Below are 18,991 nucleotides of genomic sequence, written 5' to 3'. Positions count from 1 at the left end.
GCATACACCTTACTTTCGCGTGAAGTTGGCGAGGATGGGCTCGCCGCCCACCGGGTTGACGACCGCGTCGGTGAACTTGTCCGAGTACAGCGTCGATCCCTTGACGTACCAGACCGGCATGGCGGGCATGTCCTCGGCCACCAGGTCCTCCGCCTGCTGGTAGAAGGAGACGGCCTCCGCGGGGGTGGCGGCCCGGTTGCCCTTGGCCACGAGCTCGTCGAAGCGGGGGTCGCTCCAGCCGGTGACGGCCGTCGAGCCGTTCTTGCCGTACAGCGGGGTCAGGAAGTTCTCCATGCTGGGGTAGTCGGAGTTCCAGCCGCTGCGGAACATCCCGGTCATCGCGTTGGCGTGGATCTTCTCCACGTACGGCGAGTAGGGCAGGTCGGCCTTGACCTCGTAGTCGATGCCCAGGTTCCTCTTCAGCTGCTCGCCGAGCTCGGCCATCCACACCTGGTGGTCGGCGCCGGCGTTGGTCCACAGCTCGAGCTTGCCGCCCTGCCAGCCGCCGGCCTCCGCCAGCAGCTGCCGGGCCTTGTCCGGGGCGTACGCGCAGTACGCGCAGGAGCTGCGGGCGCCGGGGAAGACCGGGGAGACGAAGCCGTCGGCCGGGACGTGGGCGCCGTGGTAGATCTTGTCGATGATGGCCTTGCGGTCGACGGCCATGGAGATCGCCTGGCGGACCCGCTTGTCCTTGAACCGCGCGTCGTAGGTGGGGAAGGCGATCCGCTGCAGGGAGGCCATGGGGACCTCGATGAGGTTCGCGCCGTACTTCTGCCGGGCCTCGGGCAGCTTGTCGCCGGGCAGCAGCTTGCGGACGACGTCCAGCTCGCCCTTCTCGAAGGCCGCGTAGCCGTCCGAGACGTTCTCCATCAGCTTGAAGGTGATGCGCCGGGACTTGCCCTTGTCACCCGCGTAGCGCTCGAAGCGGACGGTCTCGATGACCTTGTTGTGCTCCCACTTCTCCATCCGGTACGGGCCGTTGCCGATCGGCTTCTCGTCGCACGCCCTGAGGTCGGCGAGGCATGCCTTGGCCATCGGGTGGAAGCCGACGTAGCCGAGCATGGCCTTGAAGCCGCTGTACGGCTCGTTCAGCGTGACCTTGAAGGTGCGGTCGTCGATCTTCTTCAGCCCGGAGAGCTGCCTGGCCTTGGGCGGGGCGGGCCGCAGCGGGCCGCTGCCGTCCGGGTCCGGGCCGGCCTGGAGGTCCCCGAAGCCCTGGATGCTGCGGAAGAAGTCGTTGTTGGCCTGCTCGTTGGGGCCGTACGCGGTGTGGTTCCACGCCCTGATGTAGGCGTCGGCGTCGACCGGCTCGCCGTTGTGGAAGGTCAGGTGCTTCTTGAGCCTGACGGTCCAGACCTTCTGGTCGGCGGACGGCGTGATCGAGTCCGCCTGCACGTTGACCGGCTGGAGGGTCTTGGGGTCGTAGCGCACCAGTCCGCTGTAGAGGACCGAGTCGACGATCAGGCTCTCGCTCTGGTTGACGTTGCCGGGGACGAGGTGTCCCGGCTCCTCCGCGAAGACCCGCAGCTCCCCGCCGCTGCCGGGGGGACAGGCGGCGGCGGTGGAGGTGGTGGTCACAAGGGCGGCCGCGGTCGCCGCCGCGCCGGCGGCCAGCTTGGCGAGCGTGGGTCGGGTGAGCATCAGTGTTCCCTAGGTTGACGAGTACGGTCCGGAGCGGGGCCGGGGGTTCAGCCGGTGGTGGCCCGGGGCCGGAAGCGGGCGGCCACCCAGACGCTGCCGAGCGCGAAGACCAGCATGATCGCGGCGACGCTGACATAGCCGGTGCCGAGCGAGACCTTGGCGGCCTGCCCCACGAACGGCATCAGCACCACCGAGCCCAGGCCGATCGCCAGCAGCCGCAGCGAGGCCATCTTGGCCTTGTCGCCCTCGCCCGCGTGCTGCTGCAGCGAGGCGAGCAGCCAGACCAGGCTGTTGAGGTTGGCGAAGCCGGCCACCAGGAAGGCCCCGAAGTGGATCACCGGTTCCCCGGTGCGGGAGAGCAGCAGCGCGGCGGCGGCCTGGACCGCCAGCCACAGGGGCAGCAGCCGCTGCCTGGCGGTGCGGGAGGTGAAGAAGGAGGCGGTGATCATGCCGGTGCCGAAGGTGGCCTCCAGGGCGGAGATGTACCAGCTGCGCCCGTCGTAGAACCGGTCGACCAGCGGCACGACCAGGGTGCTCATGCTGTTGGCGAAGAGGAAGTCGGCCGTGCAGGTGACCACCATGGCGAAGACGACCAGCTCCTTGCGGTACTGGCGGAACATCTGCCGCCAGTCGCCGAGGAGGCCCAGCAGGGCGGTGCGCAGCAGCGCGGCGGACAGCGGCCGGGTGTTCTCCGACTTCTCCAGCCGTACGCGCGAGGCGACGAGCGCGCAGGCGGCGGAGGCTCCCACGCTCAGCAGCAGCGCCTTGGTGGGCGAGCCGTAGGCGAGGACCACGCCCAGCAGGGCCATCCCGATGACCACGCCGACCTGGAAGGCCATGCCGTTGACGGCGTTGAACTTCACCACGGCGGACTTGCTGATGTGGTGGGCGGTGAACTTGAACAGCGCGGCCCGTTCGACGTTGTCGAAGACGGCCAGCAGGACGGCGGCCGCCATGATGAACGGCACCGGGTCGCCGGTGTGCGCGACGGTGATGCCCACGATCGACAGCACGCAGGCGGCCTTGGCCGCCGCCGCCGCGATGTAGACGCGGGTGGAGCTGAGGGCGTCGACCAGCGGTCCGCAGAACGGCAGCACGCAGATGGCCCCGATGCCCTGGGAGGCGAGGACCGTCACGAACGCCTGGGTGCTGCCGGTGAGTTCGAAGAGGACCTGACCGAGCGCGAGGACGTTCAGGCCGAAGCCGAGGCTGGACATCAGGATGGCGCCCAGCATGCGGCGGGCCTTGGCGTCCTGCCAGACCGTCCTCACATCAGCCCCCGGCCGGGGCGGGCTCGACGGTGATGGTCCGGGCGCATTCGCGGAAGAACGCCGCCAGTTCGCCGGGGTCGGCGTGCGACGCCTCGATGAAGACGGGCACCAGCCACTCGTGGTAGGTGATGTGGTCCGGCAGCGGCTGGTCGGGGGCGAGGACGTGCAGGGCGTCGACGGCGGGGTGCTGCCGCACGTGCTCGGGCACGGTGATCGTGTGGCCCGTGGTGCCGAGGTGGTGGCCGGGGACCACCAGCCAGCCGTGGTAGCGCCCGCTGGGCGCGGCCGGGGCGGGCCGGGTGAGGCCCAGCCGGATGGCGATCTCGTGGGAGGGCAGGTGGACACCGGTGTGGCCCAGGTGCGCGTTGACGACGCCGGCGCCGCCCATGCGGTTGGCGATCTCCAGGAAGACCAGTTCGCCCTCCGCGGTCTCGAAGAGCTCGAGGTGGACGCAGCCGGACTCGATCTCCAGGGCCTTGACGACCTGTTCGGCGAAGTGCCGGAACCGGCCGTGGGGGTCGGGGATCTGGTGGGAGGCGATGACCGCGCCGTCGAGGTACTCGACGGGCTTGTTGATGTACCTGCTGATCACCAGGTCGCCCGGGGTGCCGTCGCTCACCAGGCCGTCGATGTGCAGGATGTCGCCGTCGATGTACTCCTCGAGCTGGAAGTCGAGGCGCTCCTGGAGCTTCCAGTAGGCGGTCAGCGCCTCCCGGGCGGTGGCGTGGACGGTGACGCCCTCGCTGGAGGCGCCCTGCCGGGGCTTGATGACGGTCCGGCCCGTCCAGGGCAGCGCGTCGCAGGGTGCCGGCGCCTCCACGAAGCGGGGGTGCCGGACGCCGGAGTCGGCCAGGGCCCGCTTCATGCTGACCTTGTCGCGCACCCGCTCGATCTGCTCCAGCGAGGGGCCCTCAAGGCCCAGGTGACGGCGGATGTGCCAGGACTGGAGCATGCCGAACTCCGAGAGGGAGAGCAGCTTTTCGAAGCCGTCCTGCGCGGTGACGCGGCTGGTGACGCCCTCGACCAGGTCCTCGCCCTCGGTGAGTTCGATGCGCCGGCAGCGCAGGTCCGCGGGGAGGTCGGCCATCCGCTGCGGATAGCCGATGTAGGTGACCTCGTGGCGGTCGTGGTCGAGCCCGAGGTGGTAGGACATCTTGCGGTAGGGGACCTGATGGATGACGAGAATCTTCATGCGTGAAACTCCAAGGCGGTGATCCCCCAGCTGAAGCCCATGGCGCTGCTGGCCAGCAGCACCAGGTCGCCGCGCTCCAGCTTCTTGTCGGCCAGCAGGTCCTGCAGGGCGATCAGGGTGTCCGCGCCGCCCATGTGGCCCAGCCTGTGGTAGTTGAAGACGCTTTTCTCCGGCGGCAGGCCCAGGGTGCGCACCAGCCGTTCGTGCATGTCCTTGTCGCCGTGGTTGATCAGGAAGTAGGCGACGTCCGAGAGGTCCTTGCCGAGCGCGTCGAGGGTCTCGTCGACGAGGGCGGTGAAGTTCTCGACGTAGGCGGTGGCCAGGCCCTTGCGGTGGGCGGCCCGGCGGATGGTGACCCGGCCCTCGCGGTACTCCCCGTAGTAGTAGTCGGACCAGCTGGGGTCGGTGCGCATCACCGAGTGCAGCAGGCTGAAGGAGAGGTCGCCGCCGGAGACCAGCACCGCGGCGGCGGCGTCGCCGAAGTTGAACAGCGCCTTCGATTCGGGGTCGGAGTGGTCCACCATGCGGCTGAGCCGGTCGCCGATCAGCACCAGTGCGTAGCTGCCGCGGCCCAGCGTGATGGAGTCCGAGGCGACGCGCAGGGCGGTCATGCCGGCGTTGCAGAAGTTGGTGACCTCGTAGCAGTGCGCCCGCTCGATGCCGAGCTCGTGCGCCACCCGGGCCGCCGGCGACCAGAACGGCAGGTCCCAGTCGCCGGAGCCGGCGTAGATCACCTGCCGGATGTCGGCGGGCCGCACCGCGGTCCGCTCCAGTACGGTGCGGGCCGCGCTCGCCGCGAGCCGCCAGGCCTGCTCGTGCTCCCCGAGCGCGGGGAAGCCGTCGTTGTGCGTGATCCTCTTGATGTCCGCCACGGGGACGCCGGACGCGGCGTGCATGTCCTGCACGCCGACGTACGACGCGGGGAGACATATGTCGAAGTCGACTATGCCGCCCACGGATCACTCGGCCGTTTCGATACTGACCCGGTGGACGGTCCGGGACACGCCCGGCTCAACCTCGGTGGCCTGGTGGTACGTCGTGCGGGTCTTCCACACCACGAGGTCGTTCGGCGTCCAGCGGTGGGTGTAGACGTGGTCCTCGTCGGCGAGCAGCCCGTCGACGACCTCGAAGAACGCCTCGTTCTCGTTGTGGTCGAAGCCCACCACGGAGTCCATGTACTCGCGGGAGCCGTAGAGGTACGGGCGGCCGCTGGTGGGGTCGGTCGGCACCAGCGGGTGCTCCACCTTGGGGTGCTCGATGTCGATGAGCGCGCGGAACTCGGCGACCGAGAGGCCGACGTGCTCGGGGCGGATGCGCAGCCGCTTGCCGACGGTGTGCACACCGGTGCGGCCGGCGAGCTTGTCCTTCCACTCCTGCGGGAGCCGGTCGTAGAGGTCCAGCGCGCTGGCGTAGAGGGTGTGGCCGCTGGTCTGCGGGACGTTCACCCCGTGCAGCATCGTGTAGGGGGCGGGGTCGGCCACGAAGGTGGAGTCCTGGTGCCAGAAGTTGCCGACGCGGGCGACGCCCACCGGCTTGTCGTTCTTGATCTCGTTGGACGAGATCATGATCTCCGGGTAGTCGGGGTGCCGGTACTTGGAGATGACGAAGGGCACCGGGCGGCCCAGCCGGGACGCCAGGTCGATCTGCTGCTCCGGGGTCAGCTCCAGCTCGCGTACGACGACCAGCTCGCGCTGGTGCAGCTGCTCCACGAGCTGGTCGAAGACCTCCTGCCGGGTGAGGTCGGCGTAGGTGACACCGGTGAACTCGGCGCCGATGAACGGGGTGATGTCGCTGATCTTCAACGCTGGGCCTCTCTCAGTCCTGCGCCAGGCACTGCTTGAGCGCGCTGACGAAGTAGTCGATCTGCTCGTACGTCCGGTAGGGCGGCGCGGTCACACGGAAGCGCTCGCCTCCCTTGGGTACGGAGGGGAAGTTGATGGGCTGGACGTAGATCCCGAACTCGCTGAACAGCCGCTGGGAGACCCGCCGGACGCGGTCGCTGCCGGGCACCATGACGGGGACGAGGTGGCTGTCGGCGTCGATGAAGTCGATGGCCTCGGCCCGCAGCCGCTCCTTGAGGTAGCCCGCGTTGGCCATCACGTCCCGGCGCAGGTCGTTGCCGTCCTGGACGATCTCCAGGCCCCGCAGGGTCGCGTCCATGCTCGCCTTGGGCAGGGCGGTGGTGAAGATGAAGCCGGGCGCGGTGGAGCGCACGAAGTCGAGGGCGACGTCGGGGCCGACGACGTACCCGCCGACGGTGCCGACCGCCTTGCCGAACACGCCCTGGATGAAGGTGGCGCGGTGGTCGCCGAGCGCCTCGGACAGGCCGGCGCCGGTGGGGCCCATCATGCCGATGGCGTGCGTCTCGTCGAGGAAGGTCAGCGCGCCGTGGCGCTCGGCCAGGTCGAGGATGGCCGTCACGGGCGAGCAGTCGCCGTCCATGGAGTACACGGACTCGAAGACGATCATCTTGGGGCGGTCGGCGTGCTCGACGAGGGCCGCCTCGAGCGCCGCGACGTCGTTGTGGGGGAAGACGACCTTCTGGCACCGGCTGCGCACGATGCCCTCGATCAGGGAGCGGTGGTTGAGGGCGTCGGAGAAGACGACCATGTCCGGGACCGCCGCGAGCAGCGTGCTCAGCGTCTCGAAGTTCGCCACATAGCCGCTGGAGAAGATCAGCGCACGTTCCTTGCCGTGCCAGGCGGCCAGCCGGGCCTCCAGCTCGACGTGCGTGGTGCTGGTGCCGGCGATGTTGCGCGACCCGCCGTTGCCGGTGCCGTGCAGCCCGGTCGACTCGGTCTGGACCTTGATCAGGTCCGGGTGCTGGCTGAGGCCGAGGTAGTCGTTGCTGCACCAGACCTGGACCTTGCGCCCCAGGTGCAGGGTGTGGCCGGGGTCCTCGGCGAGGTGTCCGCACGGGATGAATTCCCGGTAGAGCCCGTCCGCCTTGAGTTCGTCTATCTTTTGCCCATAGGTTTCGAATACCGCATCGGGCCGCACATCGCGGGAAATAGCAGTCATCTCTTCCGTCCTGAGGTCCGTGGTTTATGGATCCGTCATCCCCAGGCGGAATCGCCCGGAGCCGTTTCCTGGGCGACGACCTGTCCGGCCGCCTCGGATCCCGTAGCCCCAACCCCAGGAGCCGCTACGCCGATTGCCGCGATCACGGCGAGTGTGAACGCACCAAGAATTTTTCGCAAAGAAATACCGCGCTTCATCTTCCCCCGTCCCCCTTTTTTACTTCGGCGGGGCTTCCGGGCGGCCCCGCGTCGATAAAACAATCCTGCCCGGCGACCGAATCGGAACATAGGCGTCAGTGGCATCATGATCACGCAACTCAGAAACATGAAGGAGGAGCACATGTGCATAAAAGGGGATCTTCACGACACACTTGAGCACGTCGAGGTGTGCGCCACGGGCCTGGACTACTACCGCAGAGCTCTCACCGGGAACAGAGAGGCGGGTGAGGCGGGCGAAGCGCCGGAGTGCCTTGTCGCCCTGGGGCTGCTGAGACCCGTGGCCGGTGACCCCGGCGTACTGACCCCCGTACCCCCGGACGTCGCGGCCGCCGCGCTGGCCCGCCCGGTCGAGCGCGCCATCCAGGAGCGACAGCAGGCCCTGACCGCCCTGCACGCCTCACTCGCGGGCGTGGCGAACGTCTACCGGGAGGCGCAGCGGCAGCGGGACGACTCCATCCGCCTGATCACCGGCAAGGACGCGATCAGCGCCGCCCTGGAGAAGGCGGTGCGGTCCTGCCGCGAGGAGCTGCTCACCGCGCAGCCGGGCGGCGGCCGGGCCGCCGAGCTGCTGGCCGAGGCCCTGCCGCGCGACCTGGCGCTGGGCGAACGGGGCGTGCGGCAGCGGACGTTGTACCAGCACACCGTGCGCACGCACGGTCCGACGCTGGCCTACATCGAGCAGGTGTCGGCGGCGGGCGCGGAGCTGCGCACCCTCAACGAGGTCTTCGACCGCATGATCGTGTGCGACCGGAAGATCGCCTTCATCCCCGATCACCAGCATGAGCGCGACGGCGCGGCCCTCGCCGTCTCCCACCCGGGGATCATCCGCTTCCTGGTGACCACCTTCGAGCACGCCTGGGGCCGGGCGGAGCCGGTGGTGTACGAGCCGACGCACCAGCGCCCCCAGCTGCTCACCAACGAGACCCGCCGCGCGGTGCTGAGCCTGATGGTGAGCGGCTACACCGACGACGCGATCGCCGGCCGCCTGGGCATCAGCAGCCGCACGGTGGCCACCCACATCAAGAAGACCGCGGAGACCCTGGGCAGCCGCAGCCGGGCGCAGCTCGCCTATCTCGTGGCGCGCTCCGGGCTCCTGGAGGAGCTCCCCGACGACGACCGGGCGCATGCCCGGGCCGACTGACCCGCGCCGGGGCCGCGGGTACGGGGCGCCGGGAACGGCGACGGCCCGCCGCCCCGCCGTGGTGGCGGGGCGACGGGCCGTCGTACTGCGGTGCCCTCGGGCGCCGAGCGCTTAGCGCTTGGCGCGGGACGCGGTGCGGCCGCGCTCCTTCTGGTCCAGGACGACCTTGCGGATGCGGACCGCCTCGGGGGTGACCTCGACGCACTCGTCGTCGCGGCAGAACTCCAGCGACTGCTCCAGCGACAGCTTGCGCGGCGGGACGATCGCCTCGAAGGAGTCGGCGGAGGAGGAGCGCATGTTGGTGAGCTTCTTCTCCTTGGTGATGTTGACGTCCATGTCGTCGGCGCGCGAGTTCTCGCCGACGATCATGCCCTCGTACACCTCGGTGCCCGGGTCGGTGAAGAGCACGCCGCGCTCCTGGAGGTTCGTCATCGCGAAGGCGGTGACGGCACCGGCGCGGTCGGCGACCAGGGAGCCGTTGTTACGGGTCTTGAGCTCGCCGAACCACGGCTCGTGGCCCTCGTGGATGGAGTGGGCGATGCCGGTGCCGCGGGTGTTCGTCAGGAACTCCGTGCGGAAGCCGATCAGGCCGCGGGACGGGACGACGAACTCCATGCGGACCCAGCCGGAGCCGTGGTTGGACATGTTGTCCATGCGGCCCTTGCGGGTGCCCATGAGCTGGGTGACGGCGCCCATGTGCTCCTCGGGCACGTCGACCGTCAGGCGCTCGACGGGCTCGTGGATCTTGCCGTCGACCTCCTTGGTGACGACCTGGGGCTTGCCGATGGTCATCTCGAAGCCCTCGCGGCGCATCTGCTCGACCAGGATGGCCAGCGCCAGCTCACCGCGGCCCTGCACCTCCCAGGCGTCGGGGCGCTCGGTGTCCAGGACGCGCAGCGAGACGTTACCGACCAGCTCGCGGTCCAGACGGTCCTTGACCTGGCGGGCGGTGACCTTGCGGTCCTTGACCGCGGACTTGGCGTCCGCGCCCTTGCCCGTGCCGCCACGGCCGACCAGCGGCGAGGTGTTGGTGCCGATGGTCATGGAGATCGCGGGCTCGTCGACCGTGATCAGGGGCAGCGCGACCGGGTTCTCCGGGTCGGCCAGGGTCTCGCCGATCATGATGTCGGGGATACCGGCGACCGCGCAGATGTCACCGGGGCCGGCGACCTCGGCGGGCTTGCGGGTGAGCGCCTCGGTCATCATCAGCTCGGTGATGCGGACGTTGGAGATCGTGCCGTCGCGCTTGATCCAGGCCACGGTCTGGCCCTTGCGCAGCTCGCCCTGCTCGACGCGGAGCAGCGCGATGCGGCCGAGGAAGTTGTCGGCGTCGAGGTTGGTGACGTGGGCCTGGAGCGGCGCGTCCTCCTCGAACGTCGGGGCCGGGACGTGCTCCAGGATGGTGGAGAAGAACGGCTCCAGGTTGGTGCTGTCCGCGGGGACGGTGCCGTCCTCCGGCTTGGTCAGCGACGCGATGCCGTCACGGCCGCAGGCGTAGACGATCGGGAACTCGATCTGGTCCTCGTCCGCGTCCAGGTCGAGGAAGAGGTCGTAGGTCTCGTTGACGACCTCGTCGATGCGGGAGTCCGGGCGGTCCGTCTTGTTGATGCACAGGATGACCGGCATCCGGGCCTGCAGGGCCTTGCGGAGCACGAAGCGGGTCTGCGGCAGCGGGCCCTCGGAGGCGTCCACCAGCAGCACGACCGCGTCCACCATCGACAGACCGCGCTCGACCTCGCCACCGAAGTCGGCGTGGCCGGGGGTGTCGATGATGTTGATCGTGATCGGGTCCCCGCCGTCCTTGGGGTGGTACTTCACCGCCGTGTTCTTGGCGAGGATCGTGATGCCCTTCTCACGCTCCAGGTCGTTCGAGTCCATGACCCGGTCGTCGACGGAGTCGAGCTGGTGCGCGGCGAAGGCACCGGCCTGCTTGAGCATGGCGTCGACGATGGTCGTCTTGCCGTGGTCGACGTGGGCGACGATGGCGACGTTACGAATGTCGTGGCGGGTGGGCATAACTTGCGGCGCTTCTCCCGGGTTGAGGATGGCGTCGCGTACGGTCCGGTACGCGCGCCCGCCGGGCAGATCACGCCACGGCCACTCCCCATGGTACGGGGCGCTGCCGCATCCAGCCGCCCCAGGCCGTCTGTACCACCACTGACCTGGTGTTTTCTCCACGGCAGGTGCTGGAAAATCCAGCCCCTGCGGCGTTTGAGGAGCGGGGTCCGGGGCGGAGCCCCGGGAGCGTCAGCGCAGGAAGCCGATGTCCTGGTACCGCGGCGTCGCCAGCCCGAAGGCGCCGGCGTTCACGACGGTGCGGCGCGTGCCCACCAGCTCCGGCCGCTGGTAGAGGGGGATCGAGCCCGCCGCGGCCCAGATCCGGGCGTCGGCCCGGGTCACGAGGTCGTGGGAGGCGTCGGCGTCGAGCTCGGTGGAGGCCTGGTCGAAGAGGCGGTCGATCTGGTCGGTGCCGACGCGGGTGTAGTTCTGCTCCACGATCAGCGAGCCGTCGGGCGCGGGCTGCGGCTTGGCGAAGATCGGCCGGGCGTCGGTGGCCGGGAAGGCGCCGGTGGGCCAGCCGTAGAGGGCCAGGTCGAAGTCGCCGGAGGCGACGTGGTCCTTGAAGAAGGCGGCGTCGTCGACCTTGAGGATCTCCGTGCGGACCCCGATCGCGTCCAGCTGGCGGGCGATGCGCTCGCCCACGGCGCGCAGCGGCTCGGCGCCCGCGCCCTTGGGCAGCACGAAGCGGAGGATCAGCTTCTTGCCGTCCTTGTAGCGGGCCGGGGAGGCGCCGGCCTTGTCGCCGGTGTCGAGGGCACCCTTGCCGTCGCCCTGCGCGCCCTCCTCTTCGTCGCCCTGCGAGGCGTCCTGCCCGTCCCTGGTCTCCCCGGCATCCCCGGCCTCGTTCTCGTCGGGCTCGTTCTCGTCGGCCTCGCTCTCGTCGGGCTCCGGGCTGTCCCCGGCGGCCGGCAGGCTGGGCCGTCCCACCAGGGGGCCGACGTCCCCGGCCTTCTTCTGCGGGGCGGCGCCGTGCCCCTCCTTCCAGCCCGCGTCCGCGAGCAGCGCCTGGGCGGCCTTGGGGTCCACGGAGCCGATGGCGCCGCTGGTGTCCTCGTATCCCTGCTGGCCGGCCACGAGGACGTGGCTGCCGAGCGGCTCGGCGGGCAGCCCGAGGGGGGCCAGGACGTACTCGGCGATGGCCTTGCGGTCGATGGCCCGGGCGATCGCGCGCCGCACCCGCTCGTCGGCGAGCGGGCCGGAGGTGCCGTTGAGGGCGAGCTGGGTGTAGGCGGGCTCCAGGGAGCGGCGGACGACCAGGCCGCGCAGGGCCGTCACGTCGGCCGCGACGGGCTTGTTCGCGCCGTCCAGGCGGCTCTGGTTCGGCCGGGACGGGCCGGGTGCGGCACTGGGGCCGATGATGGCGCCGCCCTTGTCGGACTTGTCCTTCTTGGCGGGGGTGTTCGCCTTGGTGATGCGCTCGGCGGCGCCCGGGGTGATCTCGGCGAGGTCCAGCTTCCCGCTCGCCAGCGCCTCGACCCGCTTCTCCGGCGGCACGGCCCGCAGCACGAGCCGGTCGAGCTTGGCCGGGTCGCCCCACCACCGGGGGTTGCGCGCCAGCGTCAGCGTGCCCTGCTTGTTGTCCCGCTCGGCGACCCGGAAGGGCCCGGCGGCGAGCTTGAGCTCCTTGCGCGCGGAGTCGTTGAAGGCGCTGCCGCTGCCCATGACCGACTTCGGGTACAGCGGGGTGAACAGCGAGGCCCAGTCGGCGTAGCTCTTCGCGAAGGTGACCTTGACCTCCTGGTCGTTCGCGCCGCGCTCGACCCGGTCGATGCGTTCGTAACCGGCGTTGCGGGCCGTCCAGTACGCGCTGTCCTTGCCGCGCAGCGCCTTCCACTGGGCCTCGAAGTCGGCGGCGGTGATCGCGCTGCCGTCGCTCCACACGGCCTTGGGGTTGAGTTTGTAGACCACGACCTGGCGGGGCTCGCGCCGGGTGACGGAGGCCGCGGCCAGATAGTCGGGGTCGCGCTGCGGGCGGCCGCGGCCGTCGAGGGTGAAGAGGGTGGGCAGGACCGCGCCGGCGACCCGCTGGGCGGCCTCGTCCGCGTCGGCCTGGAAGGTGTTGTACGTCGTGGGCAGCGCGTTCACGGCCCAGGTCAGGGTGCCCTTGTCGGCGACCTTGGCGCGGGGGGCCACGGCGATGTCCTGCGGGGCGGCCGCGCCGTCCGCGTCGTCGTCCCCCGCGCCGCCGCAGCCCGCCAGGACCGGCAGCGGGAGCAGCAGGCCGGCCGTGAACAGCAGGGCCGAGCGGCGCGTAAGGGACCGCGTGCGCTGGGACGACATGGGGCTACCTCCGCAGGGCCGGTCCGGCGTCGTGCACAGACGGCGTCAACTGAAAGCGACGCCTCAGGCGAACGGGCGCCGACACGTCGCCGTCTCCACGCACGCCACCCACCTGGACGAACGCGGGCACACCCAAAGGGGGCCGCGGCGAACGCGCTCCCGCGCAGGCGCGATCGCGGCGGCTATCTTCCCCTCGAGGGGTGTGACGCGCGACACTCTCAGTCGCATGACCGGGCGCCACCCGCAACCCCCGACGCGGAAGGCCACATCATGTCCGTCAAAGACGAACTGACTGCTGTTCAGCGGTGCCTCGACGACCTCGACCGCGCGATCGGGCGCCTGGAGCAGCGCCTGGGCAAGGGCGTGCTGGACGTACGGCGCATCCGCACCGACGCCGGTCATCTGCGCGAGAGCGTCGCCCTGCTGCGCGACGGCGGTCCGCCGGCGGAGCGCCCGCACGCCGGGCGGCCCGGGCTGCAGCAGATGGTGCCGGTCCCCGACGCCCCGTACGACGCCTCGCTGTGGCTGGACGCGGACGACGAGGGGCTCGGCTGCCGGGACCGCCGCGCGCCCTGACCGCCACCGCGCAGCGGCGAGACCACCGTCCCACTCCTGACCGGAGTCCCCCTTGGCCACTGGTACCGAACCCGACGTATCCGCCGCCGACGCGGGGGATCCCGCCGCGCGCGGCGTCCACCACGCCACGCGCGCCGCGATCCCGGCCCGCCACCTGCGGGGCGACCGCTGGTGGCTGCAGCCCGCGGCCACGGCCGCCGGGCTGCTGGCGTTCATCGTCTACTCCACCTGGCGCGCCTTCGCCGGTGACGACTACTACGCCGCCCCCTACGTCTCGCCGTTCTACTCGCCCTGTCTGGCGGAGAACTGCGCGGAGATGCCGGGCGGCGCCGACTGGGAGCTCGTCGGCTCGTGGTGGGGGCTGTCGCCCGCGCTGCTGGTGCTGATCTTCCCGCTGGGCTTCCGGCTCACCTGCTACTACTACCGCAAGGCCTACTACCGGGGCTTCTGGGCCTCTCCCCCGGCCTGCGCGGTGCCCGAGCCGCACGCGAAGTACACCGGCGAGAGCCGCTTCCCGCTGGTCCTGCAGAACATCCACCGCTACTTCTTCTACTTCGCGGTGCTGGTCGCGGGCATCCTCACCTACGACGCCGCCCTGGGCTTCCGCGACGAGAACGGCGCGTGGGGGCACATGGGCCTGGGCACGCTCGTCCTGCTCGCCAACATCGCGCTGATCTGGGCGTACACCCTCTCCTGCCACTCCTGCCGGCACATCGTGGGCGGGCGGCTGCGCAACTTCTCCAAGCACCCGGTCCGCTACCGCATGTGGGGCTGGGTGAGCCTGCTCAACGCCCGCCACATGCAGCTGGCCTGGGCGTCGCTGGTGAGCGTGGCGGTGGCCGACTTCTACGTGTACCTGGTCGCCAGCGGCGCCTTCGACGATCCGCGCTTCTTCTAGGAGAGGGACCCTTTTCGATGACACGGGTGGACCGGCAGTCCTGGGACGTGGTCGTGGTGGGCGCCGGAGGCGCCGGGCTGCGCGCCGCCATCGAGGCGCGCGAACAGGGGCTGCGCTGCGCGGTCATCTGCAAGTCGCTGTTCGGCAAGGCCCATACGGTCATGGCGGAGGGCGGCATCGCCGCCTCCATGGGCAACGTCAACCACAACGACAACTGGCAGGTGCACTTCCGCGACACCATGCGCGGCGGCAAGTTCCTCAACAACTGGCGGATGGCCGAGCTGCACGCGCAGGAGGCCCCGGACCGGGTCTGGGAGCTGGAGACGTGGGGCGCGGTGTTCGACCGCACCGCCGACGGCAAGATCTCGCAGCGCAACTTCGGCGGCCACGAGTACCCACGCCTGGCGCACGTGGGCGACCGTACGGGCCTGGAGCTCATCCGCACGCTCCAGCAGAAGATCGTCTCCCTGCAGCAGGAGGACCACCGCAGGTACGGCGACTACGAGTCGCGGCTGAAGGTCTTTCAGGAGTGCACGGTCACCCGGGTGCTGAAGGACGGCCGGCGCGTGAGCGGCGTCTTCGGCTACGAGCGTGAGTCGGGCCGCTTCTTCGTCATCGAGGCACCGGCGGTGGTGCTGGCCACGGGCGGCATCGGCAAGTCCTTCAAGGTGACCTCCAACTCCTGGGAGTACACCGGCGACGGGCACGCGCTGGCCCTGCTGGCCGGGGCCCGCCTGGTGAACATGGAGTTCGTGCAGTTCCACCCCACGGGCATGGTCTGGCCGCCGTCCGTCAAGGGCATCCTGGTCACCGAGTCCGTGCGCGGCGACGGCGGGGTGCTGCGCAACAGCGACGGCAAGCGGTTCATGTTCGACTACGTCCCGGACGTCTTCAAGGAGAAGTACGCCGAGTCCGAGGACGAGGGCGACCGCTGGTACACCGACCCGGACCACAACCGGCGCCCGCCCGAGCTGCTCCCCCGCGACGAGGTGGCCCGCGCCATCAACGCCGAGGTCAAGGCCGGGCGCGGCTCCCCGCACGGCGGGGTCTTCCTCGACGTCTCGACCCGGATGCCGGCCGAGCTGATCAAGCAGAAGCTGCCGTCCATGCACCACCAGTTCAAGGAGCTGGCGGACGTGGACATCACGGCCGAGCCGATGGAGGTCGGCCCGACCTGTCACTACGTGATGGGGGGCGTCGAGGTCGACCCGGACACCGCCGCCGCGACCGGGGTGCCCGGGCTGTTCGCGGCGGGCGAGGTCGCGGGCGGCATGCACGGCTCCAACCGGCTCGGCGGCAACTCCCTGTCCGACCTGCTGGTCTTCGGCCGGCGCGCCGGGCTGTACGCGGCCCGGTACGCGGCCGGCTTCGCCACCGGCGCGGCGCCGGCCGTCTCGGACGCGGACATCGAGCTGGCGGAGGCGGAGGCACTGCGGCCGTTCGGCGCGGAGGCCGGGCTCGCCGCGGACACCGGGAAGGGCGCCGAGGGCGGGGCCGCGCCCGAGAACCCGTACACCCTGCACCAGGAGTTGCAGCAGGCCATGAGCGACCTGGTGGGCATCATCCGCCGGGCCGGCGAGATGGAGGAGGCGCTGCACCGCCTCGCCGGGCTGCGCGCCCGGGCCCGGCGGGCCGGGGTGGAGGGGCACCGGCAGTTCAACCCCGGCTGGCACCTGGCCCTGGACCTGCGCAACATGCTGCTGGTCAGCGAGTGCGTGGCGCGGGCGGCCCTGGAGCGCACGGAGAGCCGGGGCGGGCACACGCGTGACGACCATCCGGGGATGGACCGGCGGTGGCGGCGGGTGCATCTGGTGTGCCGGCTGGCGGATGAGTCCGCGCAGCCCGCGGTGACGGACTCCGCGCTCGGGCTGGTCCGGCTGGAGCGGCTGGAGACGCCGCCGATCCGGGCCGATCTGCTGGCGCTCTTCGAGAAGGAAGAGCTGACGAAGTACCTGACGGACGAGGAGCTCACGTCATGAGTTATCAGGCCCGCTTCAAGGTGTGGCGGGGCGATGCGGACGGCGGCGGCCTCGTCGACTACGAGGTGGCCGTCAACGAGGGCGAGGTCGTCCTCGACATCATCCACCGCCTGCAGGCCACCGCGGCCCCCGACCTGGCCGTCCGCTGGAACTGCAAGGCCGGCAAGTGCGGCTCGTGCAGCGCCGAGATCAACGGGCGGCCGCGGCTGATGTGCATGACCCGGATGTCGGTCTTCGACCCCGCCGAGACGATCACGGTCACCCCGATGCGGGCGTTCCCGGTCACGCGGGACCTGGTGACGGACGTGTCGTACAACTACGCCAAGGCGCGTGAGGTCCCGGCGTTCGTCCCGCCCGCCGAGCTGGGCCCGGGGCAGTACCGGATGCACCAGCAGGACGTGGACCGGGTGCAGGAGTTCCGCAAGTGCATCGAGTGCTTCCTGTGCCAGGACACCTGTCATGTGGTCCGCGACCATGAGGAGAACAAGCAGTCCTTCGCCGGGCCGCGGTTCCTGATGCGCGTCGCCGAGCTGGACATGCACCCGCTGGACGCGGCCGACGAGGCGGGCGTCGACCGCAGGCGCGGGGCGCGCGAGGACCACGGGCTGGGGTACTGCAACATCACCAAGTGCTGCACGGAGGTCTGCCCCGAACACATCAAGATCACGGACAATGCGCTGATCCCGCTGAAGGAGCGGGTGGTCGACCGCTCGTACGACCCGCTGGTCTGGCTGGGGAACAAGATCCGCCGCCGGGGAGCGTAGGCAGGCGCGCCGGGGAGCGCGAAAGGCCGGGAGCGCAGCGCCCCGGGGGCGTCGCCGCCGGTGGGCGGGGTGGCCGGGGCCTGGGGAAACGGGCGTGAACACGCTCCGTAGAACCATGCTCCCTCCCGGTAGCGGATCGGCCAATCCGGTCATACTCTCCAAAATGTGACGCGGCTTTCGTGGTGGTGGGGGCCGAGGGCGCCGAGCTGGGCCATGGTCAGCGCCCTCCTCGCGCTGTGCGCCTTCCTGCTCCCCACCACGCCCGTCGCGCGCGCCGACACGCCCCTCGACCTGGAAGCCTCGGGCCGCATCACCGACACCGTCGGCGCCCTCGGGCGCCGCCGCCACCAGGTCGAGGCCGCCCTCGAGCGGCTCAACGCCAGCCACCACGTCCAGCTCTACGTCACCTACGTGCGCGACTTCTCCGGCCGGCCCGGCCGCGGCTGGGCCGACGCCACCGCCGACCGCAACGGCCTGGGCCCGCACGACGTGCTCCTGGCCATCGCCACGCACCCGCGCCAGTACGCCGTCTCCGCCGACAAGGAGTCCGGATTCCGCAAGGGCCAGCTCAAGGAGGTCGCCACCACGGCCATCGAGCCCGCCCTCAAGCAGCACGACTGGGCCGGCGCGGCCGTCGGCGCCGCCGACGGCTACCGCGCCGTCCTCCAGGGCGAACCGGTCCGCACCCCCGTCATCCGCCCCGGCAGCGTCGATCCCGGCGGCGACGGCCTCGTCCCCGGCGAGCGGGGCGTCTGGCTGCCGGCCGCCGGGGGCGCCGCGCTGTGCATGGCGGCGCTGTACGTGTGCTCCCGGCGCGCCCGTGGCGCGCGGCGCCGGTCCGGGGCGCGCGAGGGTCCCGTCCTGGTGGCCACGACCACCCAGCCGGGGCTCGCCCGCATGGCCCAGCCGCTCACCCCGCTGCCCGAGCTGGCGGCGGAGGCCGCGGTGAACCTCGTGTGCACGGACGACGCCGTGCGCACCAGCGCCGAGGAACTCGTCTTCGCGACCGCGCAGTTGGGCGAGGAGGCCACCCGGCCCTTCGCGGAGGCCGTGGACTGGGCCAGGGGCGAGCTGGCCGACGCCTTCCGGCTGCGCCAGCAGCTGGACGACGCCCCCTACGAGGACGCGGAGATACAGCGCCATCTGCTGGACGAGATCTGTTCCCGCTGCACCAGCGCCAACCGGCGCCTGGACGCGGAGTCCGCGGCCTTCGACCGGCTGCGGGACCTCAAGGCCAACGCCACGCTGATCCTCGCCCAGGCCGAGGCGACGGCCCGCCTGATCGAACCGCGCGTCGCCACGGCCGAGGCGGTGCTCGCCGCGCTCGCCCCGTACCGGGCCGACACGGCCCTGGCCCCGGTCGCCGCCCACCCCGGCGAGGCCCGCGACCGGCTCGCCTTCGCCGACACCGCCCTCGTCGAGGCCCATGCCGCGCTCACCACCGGCGACACCGACCATGCCGCGGTCTCCCTGCGCGCCGCCGAGGCGGCCCTCTCCCAGGCCCGCGTCCTGACCGCCGCCGTGCTGCGGCACGCGCACGTCCTCACCACGACCGCCCCGGCCGGGTCCGGGCCCACGGCGCGGGCGGGGCGGGCGGTCCTCGCCGCCCGCGCGGACGTGGCGGAGGCCCGCGACTACATCACCACCCACCGGGGGGCGATCGGCTGCCGCGCCCGCACCCGGCTCGCCGAGGCGGAGCGCCACCTGGCGCTGGCCACGGGCGCCCCGGCCCTGGAGGAGGCCAGGCGCGCCGCCGAGCTGGCGCGTGAGGCGCGCGCGGTCGCCGAGGCCAATGTGACGGCGTACGCGGCGCCGACGACGCCGCATCCGACGCGAATCCTGGGCGGGGCCCTGCTGGGCGGCATCATCCTGGCGGGCCTGCTGCCGGCGACGTTCGGCGGCGGAGGCACGCGGGGGCGGCTGGCGGGTGACGCGTGACCGCGCCCCCT

Annotated in this window: 14 protein-coding genes; 6 read left to right on the top strand and 8 right to left on the bottom strand. The window is 71.2% G+C overall.

Annotation, left to right across the window (positions count from 1 at the left end; genetic code table 11):
- Positions 1-9 precede the first annotated feature (9 nt).
- Genes ABZ956_RS01275 through hemA form a run of 6 tightly spaced genes read right to left on the bottom strand, consistent with a single transcriptional unit; the run spans position 10 to position 7,125 of the window.
- Entirely contained in the window at positions 10-1,641 is a 1,632-nt protein-coding gene (locus ABZ956_RS01275) for an ABC transporter substrate-binding protein (RefSeq protein WP_361885153.1), read from the bottom strand.
- A 47-nt stretch (positions 1,642-1,688) separates the two neighbouring features.
- Positions 1,689-2,912 carry an MFS transporter gene (locus ABZ956_RS01270; protein WP_361885151.1) on the bottom strand — a complete coding sequence of 408 codons (1,224 nt, stop codon included), beginning with the start codon at positions 2,910-2,912 and terminating at the stop codon, positions 1,689-1,691.
- A 1-nt stretch (position 2,913) separates the two neighbouring features.
- Positions 2,914-4,104: an ATP-grasp domain-containing protein gene (locus ABZ956_RS01265; protein ID WP_361885149.1), complete on the bottom strand. Its 1,191-nt coding sequence runs from the start codon at positions 4,102-4,104 to the stop codon at positions 2,914-2,916.
- Complete coding sequence (locus ABZ956_RS01260; RefSeq protein ID WP_361885148.1) at positions 4,101-5,060, bottom strand: 3-oxoacyl-[acyl-carrier-protein] synthase III C-terminal domain-containing protein; 960 nt, start codon at positions 5,058-5,060, stop codon at positions 4,101-4,103. The genes ABZ956_RS01265 and ABZ956_RS01260 overlap by 4 nt, the downstream gene beginning before the upstream one ends.
- A gap of 3 nt (positions 5,061-5,063) precedes the next feature.
- Positions 5,064-5,906, bottom strand: coding sequence for a TauD/TfdA family dioxygenase (locus tag ABZ956_RS01255; RefSeq protein ID WP_361885146.1), 843 nt, complete (start codon positions 5,904-5,906; stop codon positions 5,064-5,066).
- A gap of 13 nt (positions 5,907-5,919) precedes the next feature.
- On the bottom strand, positions 5,920-7,125 hold the full coding sequence (gene hemA / locus ABZ956_RS01250; protein WP_361885144.1) for a 5-aminolevulinate synthase: 1,206 nt from the start codon (positions 7,123-7,125) through the stop codon (positions 5,920-5,922).
- A gap of 339 nt (positions 7,126-7,464) precedes the next feature.
- Here hemA and ABZ956_RS01245 point away from each other — a divergent pair, with 339 nt between their 5' ends.
- Positions 7,465-8,484: a helix-turn-helix transcriptional regulator gene (locus tag ABZ956_RS01245; protein ID WP_361885142.1), complete on the top strand. Its 1,020-nt coding sequence runs from the start codon at positions 7,465-7,467 to the stop codon at positions 8,482-8,484.
- A gap of 111 nt (positions 8,485-8,595) precedes the next feature.
- Here the strand turns inward: ABZ956_RS01245 and typA are convergent, their stop codons facing one another.
- Together typA and ABZ956_RS01235 are read right to left on the bottom strand one after the other, a co-directional pair.
- Positions 8,596-10,500: a translational GTPase TypA gene (gene typA / locus ABZ956_RS01240; RefSeq protein WP_361885140.1), complete on the bottom strand. Its 1,905-nt coding sequence runs from the start codon at positions 10,498-10,500 to the stop codon at positions 8,596-8,598.
- Between the two features lie 231 nt (positions 10,501-10,731).
- Positions 10,732-12,825, bottom strand: a complete 2,094-nt coding sequence (locus ABZ956_RS01235) for an ABC transporter substrate-binding protein (RefSeq protein WP_361885138.1) — start codon at positions 12,823-12,825, stop codon at positions 10,732-10,734.
- Positions 12,826-13,095: 270 nt separating this feature from the next.
- On the opposite strand from ABZ956_RS01235, the gene ABZ956_RS01230 reads away from it, so the two are divergent.
- The 5 genes from ABZ956_RS01230 (at position 13,096) to ABZ956_RS01210 (ending at position 18,980) form a co-directional block, all read left to right on the top strand.
- Positions 13,096-13,401 carry a hypothetical protein gene (locus ABZ956_RS01230; protein ID WP_361885136.1) on the top strand — a complete coding sequence of 102 codons (306 nt, stop codon included), beginning with the start codon at positions 13,096-13,098 and terminating at the stop codon, positions 13,399-13,401.
- Between the two features lie 52 nt (positions 13,402-13,453).
- A complete protein-coding gene (locus ABZ956_RS01225) occupies positions 13,454-14,299 on the top strand; it encodes a hypothetical protein (protein ID WP_361885134.1) in 846 nt (281 codons plus the stop codon).
- Positions 14,300-14,316: 17 nt separating this feature from the next.
- The gene (locus tag ABZ956_RS01220) at positions 14,317-16,278 is read left to right on the top strand and encodes a fumarate reductase/succinate dehydrogenase flavoprotein subunit (protein WP_361885132.1); all 1,962 of its coding nucleotides are present in this window, start codon (positions 14,317-14,319) and stop codon (positions 16,276-16,278) included.
- A complete protein-coding gene (locus ABZ956_RS01215) occupies positions 16,275-17,042 on the top strand; it encodes a succinate dehydrogenase/fumarate reductase iron-sulfur subunit (protein ID WP_361885130.1) in 768 nt (255 codons plus the stop codon). Before ABZ956_RS01220 ends, ABZ956_RS01215 begins: the two co-directional genes overlap by 4 nt.
- Before the next feature lie 165 nt (positions 17,043-17,207).
- Positions 17,208-18,980 (top strand): TPM domain-containing protein, encoded by a 1,773-nt coding sequence (locus tag ABZ956_RS01210; protein ID WP_361885128.1) that lies wholly within the window; start codon positions 17,208-17,210, stop codon positions 18,978-18,980.
- The last annotated feature ends 11 nt before the right edge of the window (positions 18,981-18,991 follow it).

This window comes from Streptomyces sp. NPDC046261, from assembly GCF_040646235.1.
Classification (GTDB): Bacteria; Actinomycetota; Actinomycetes; order Streptomycetales; family Streptomycetaceae; genus Streptomyces.
Note: the sequence above shows the minus strand (reverse complement) of the source record. Positions and strands in the feature narration are given on the sequence as shown.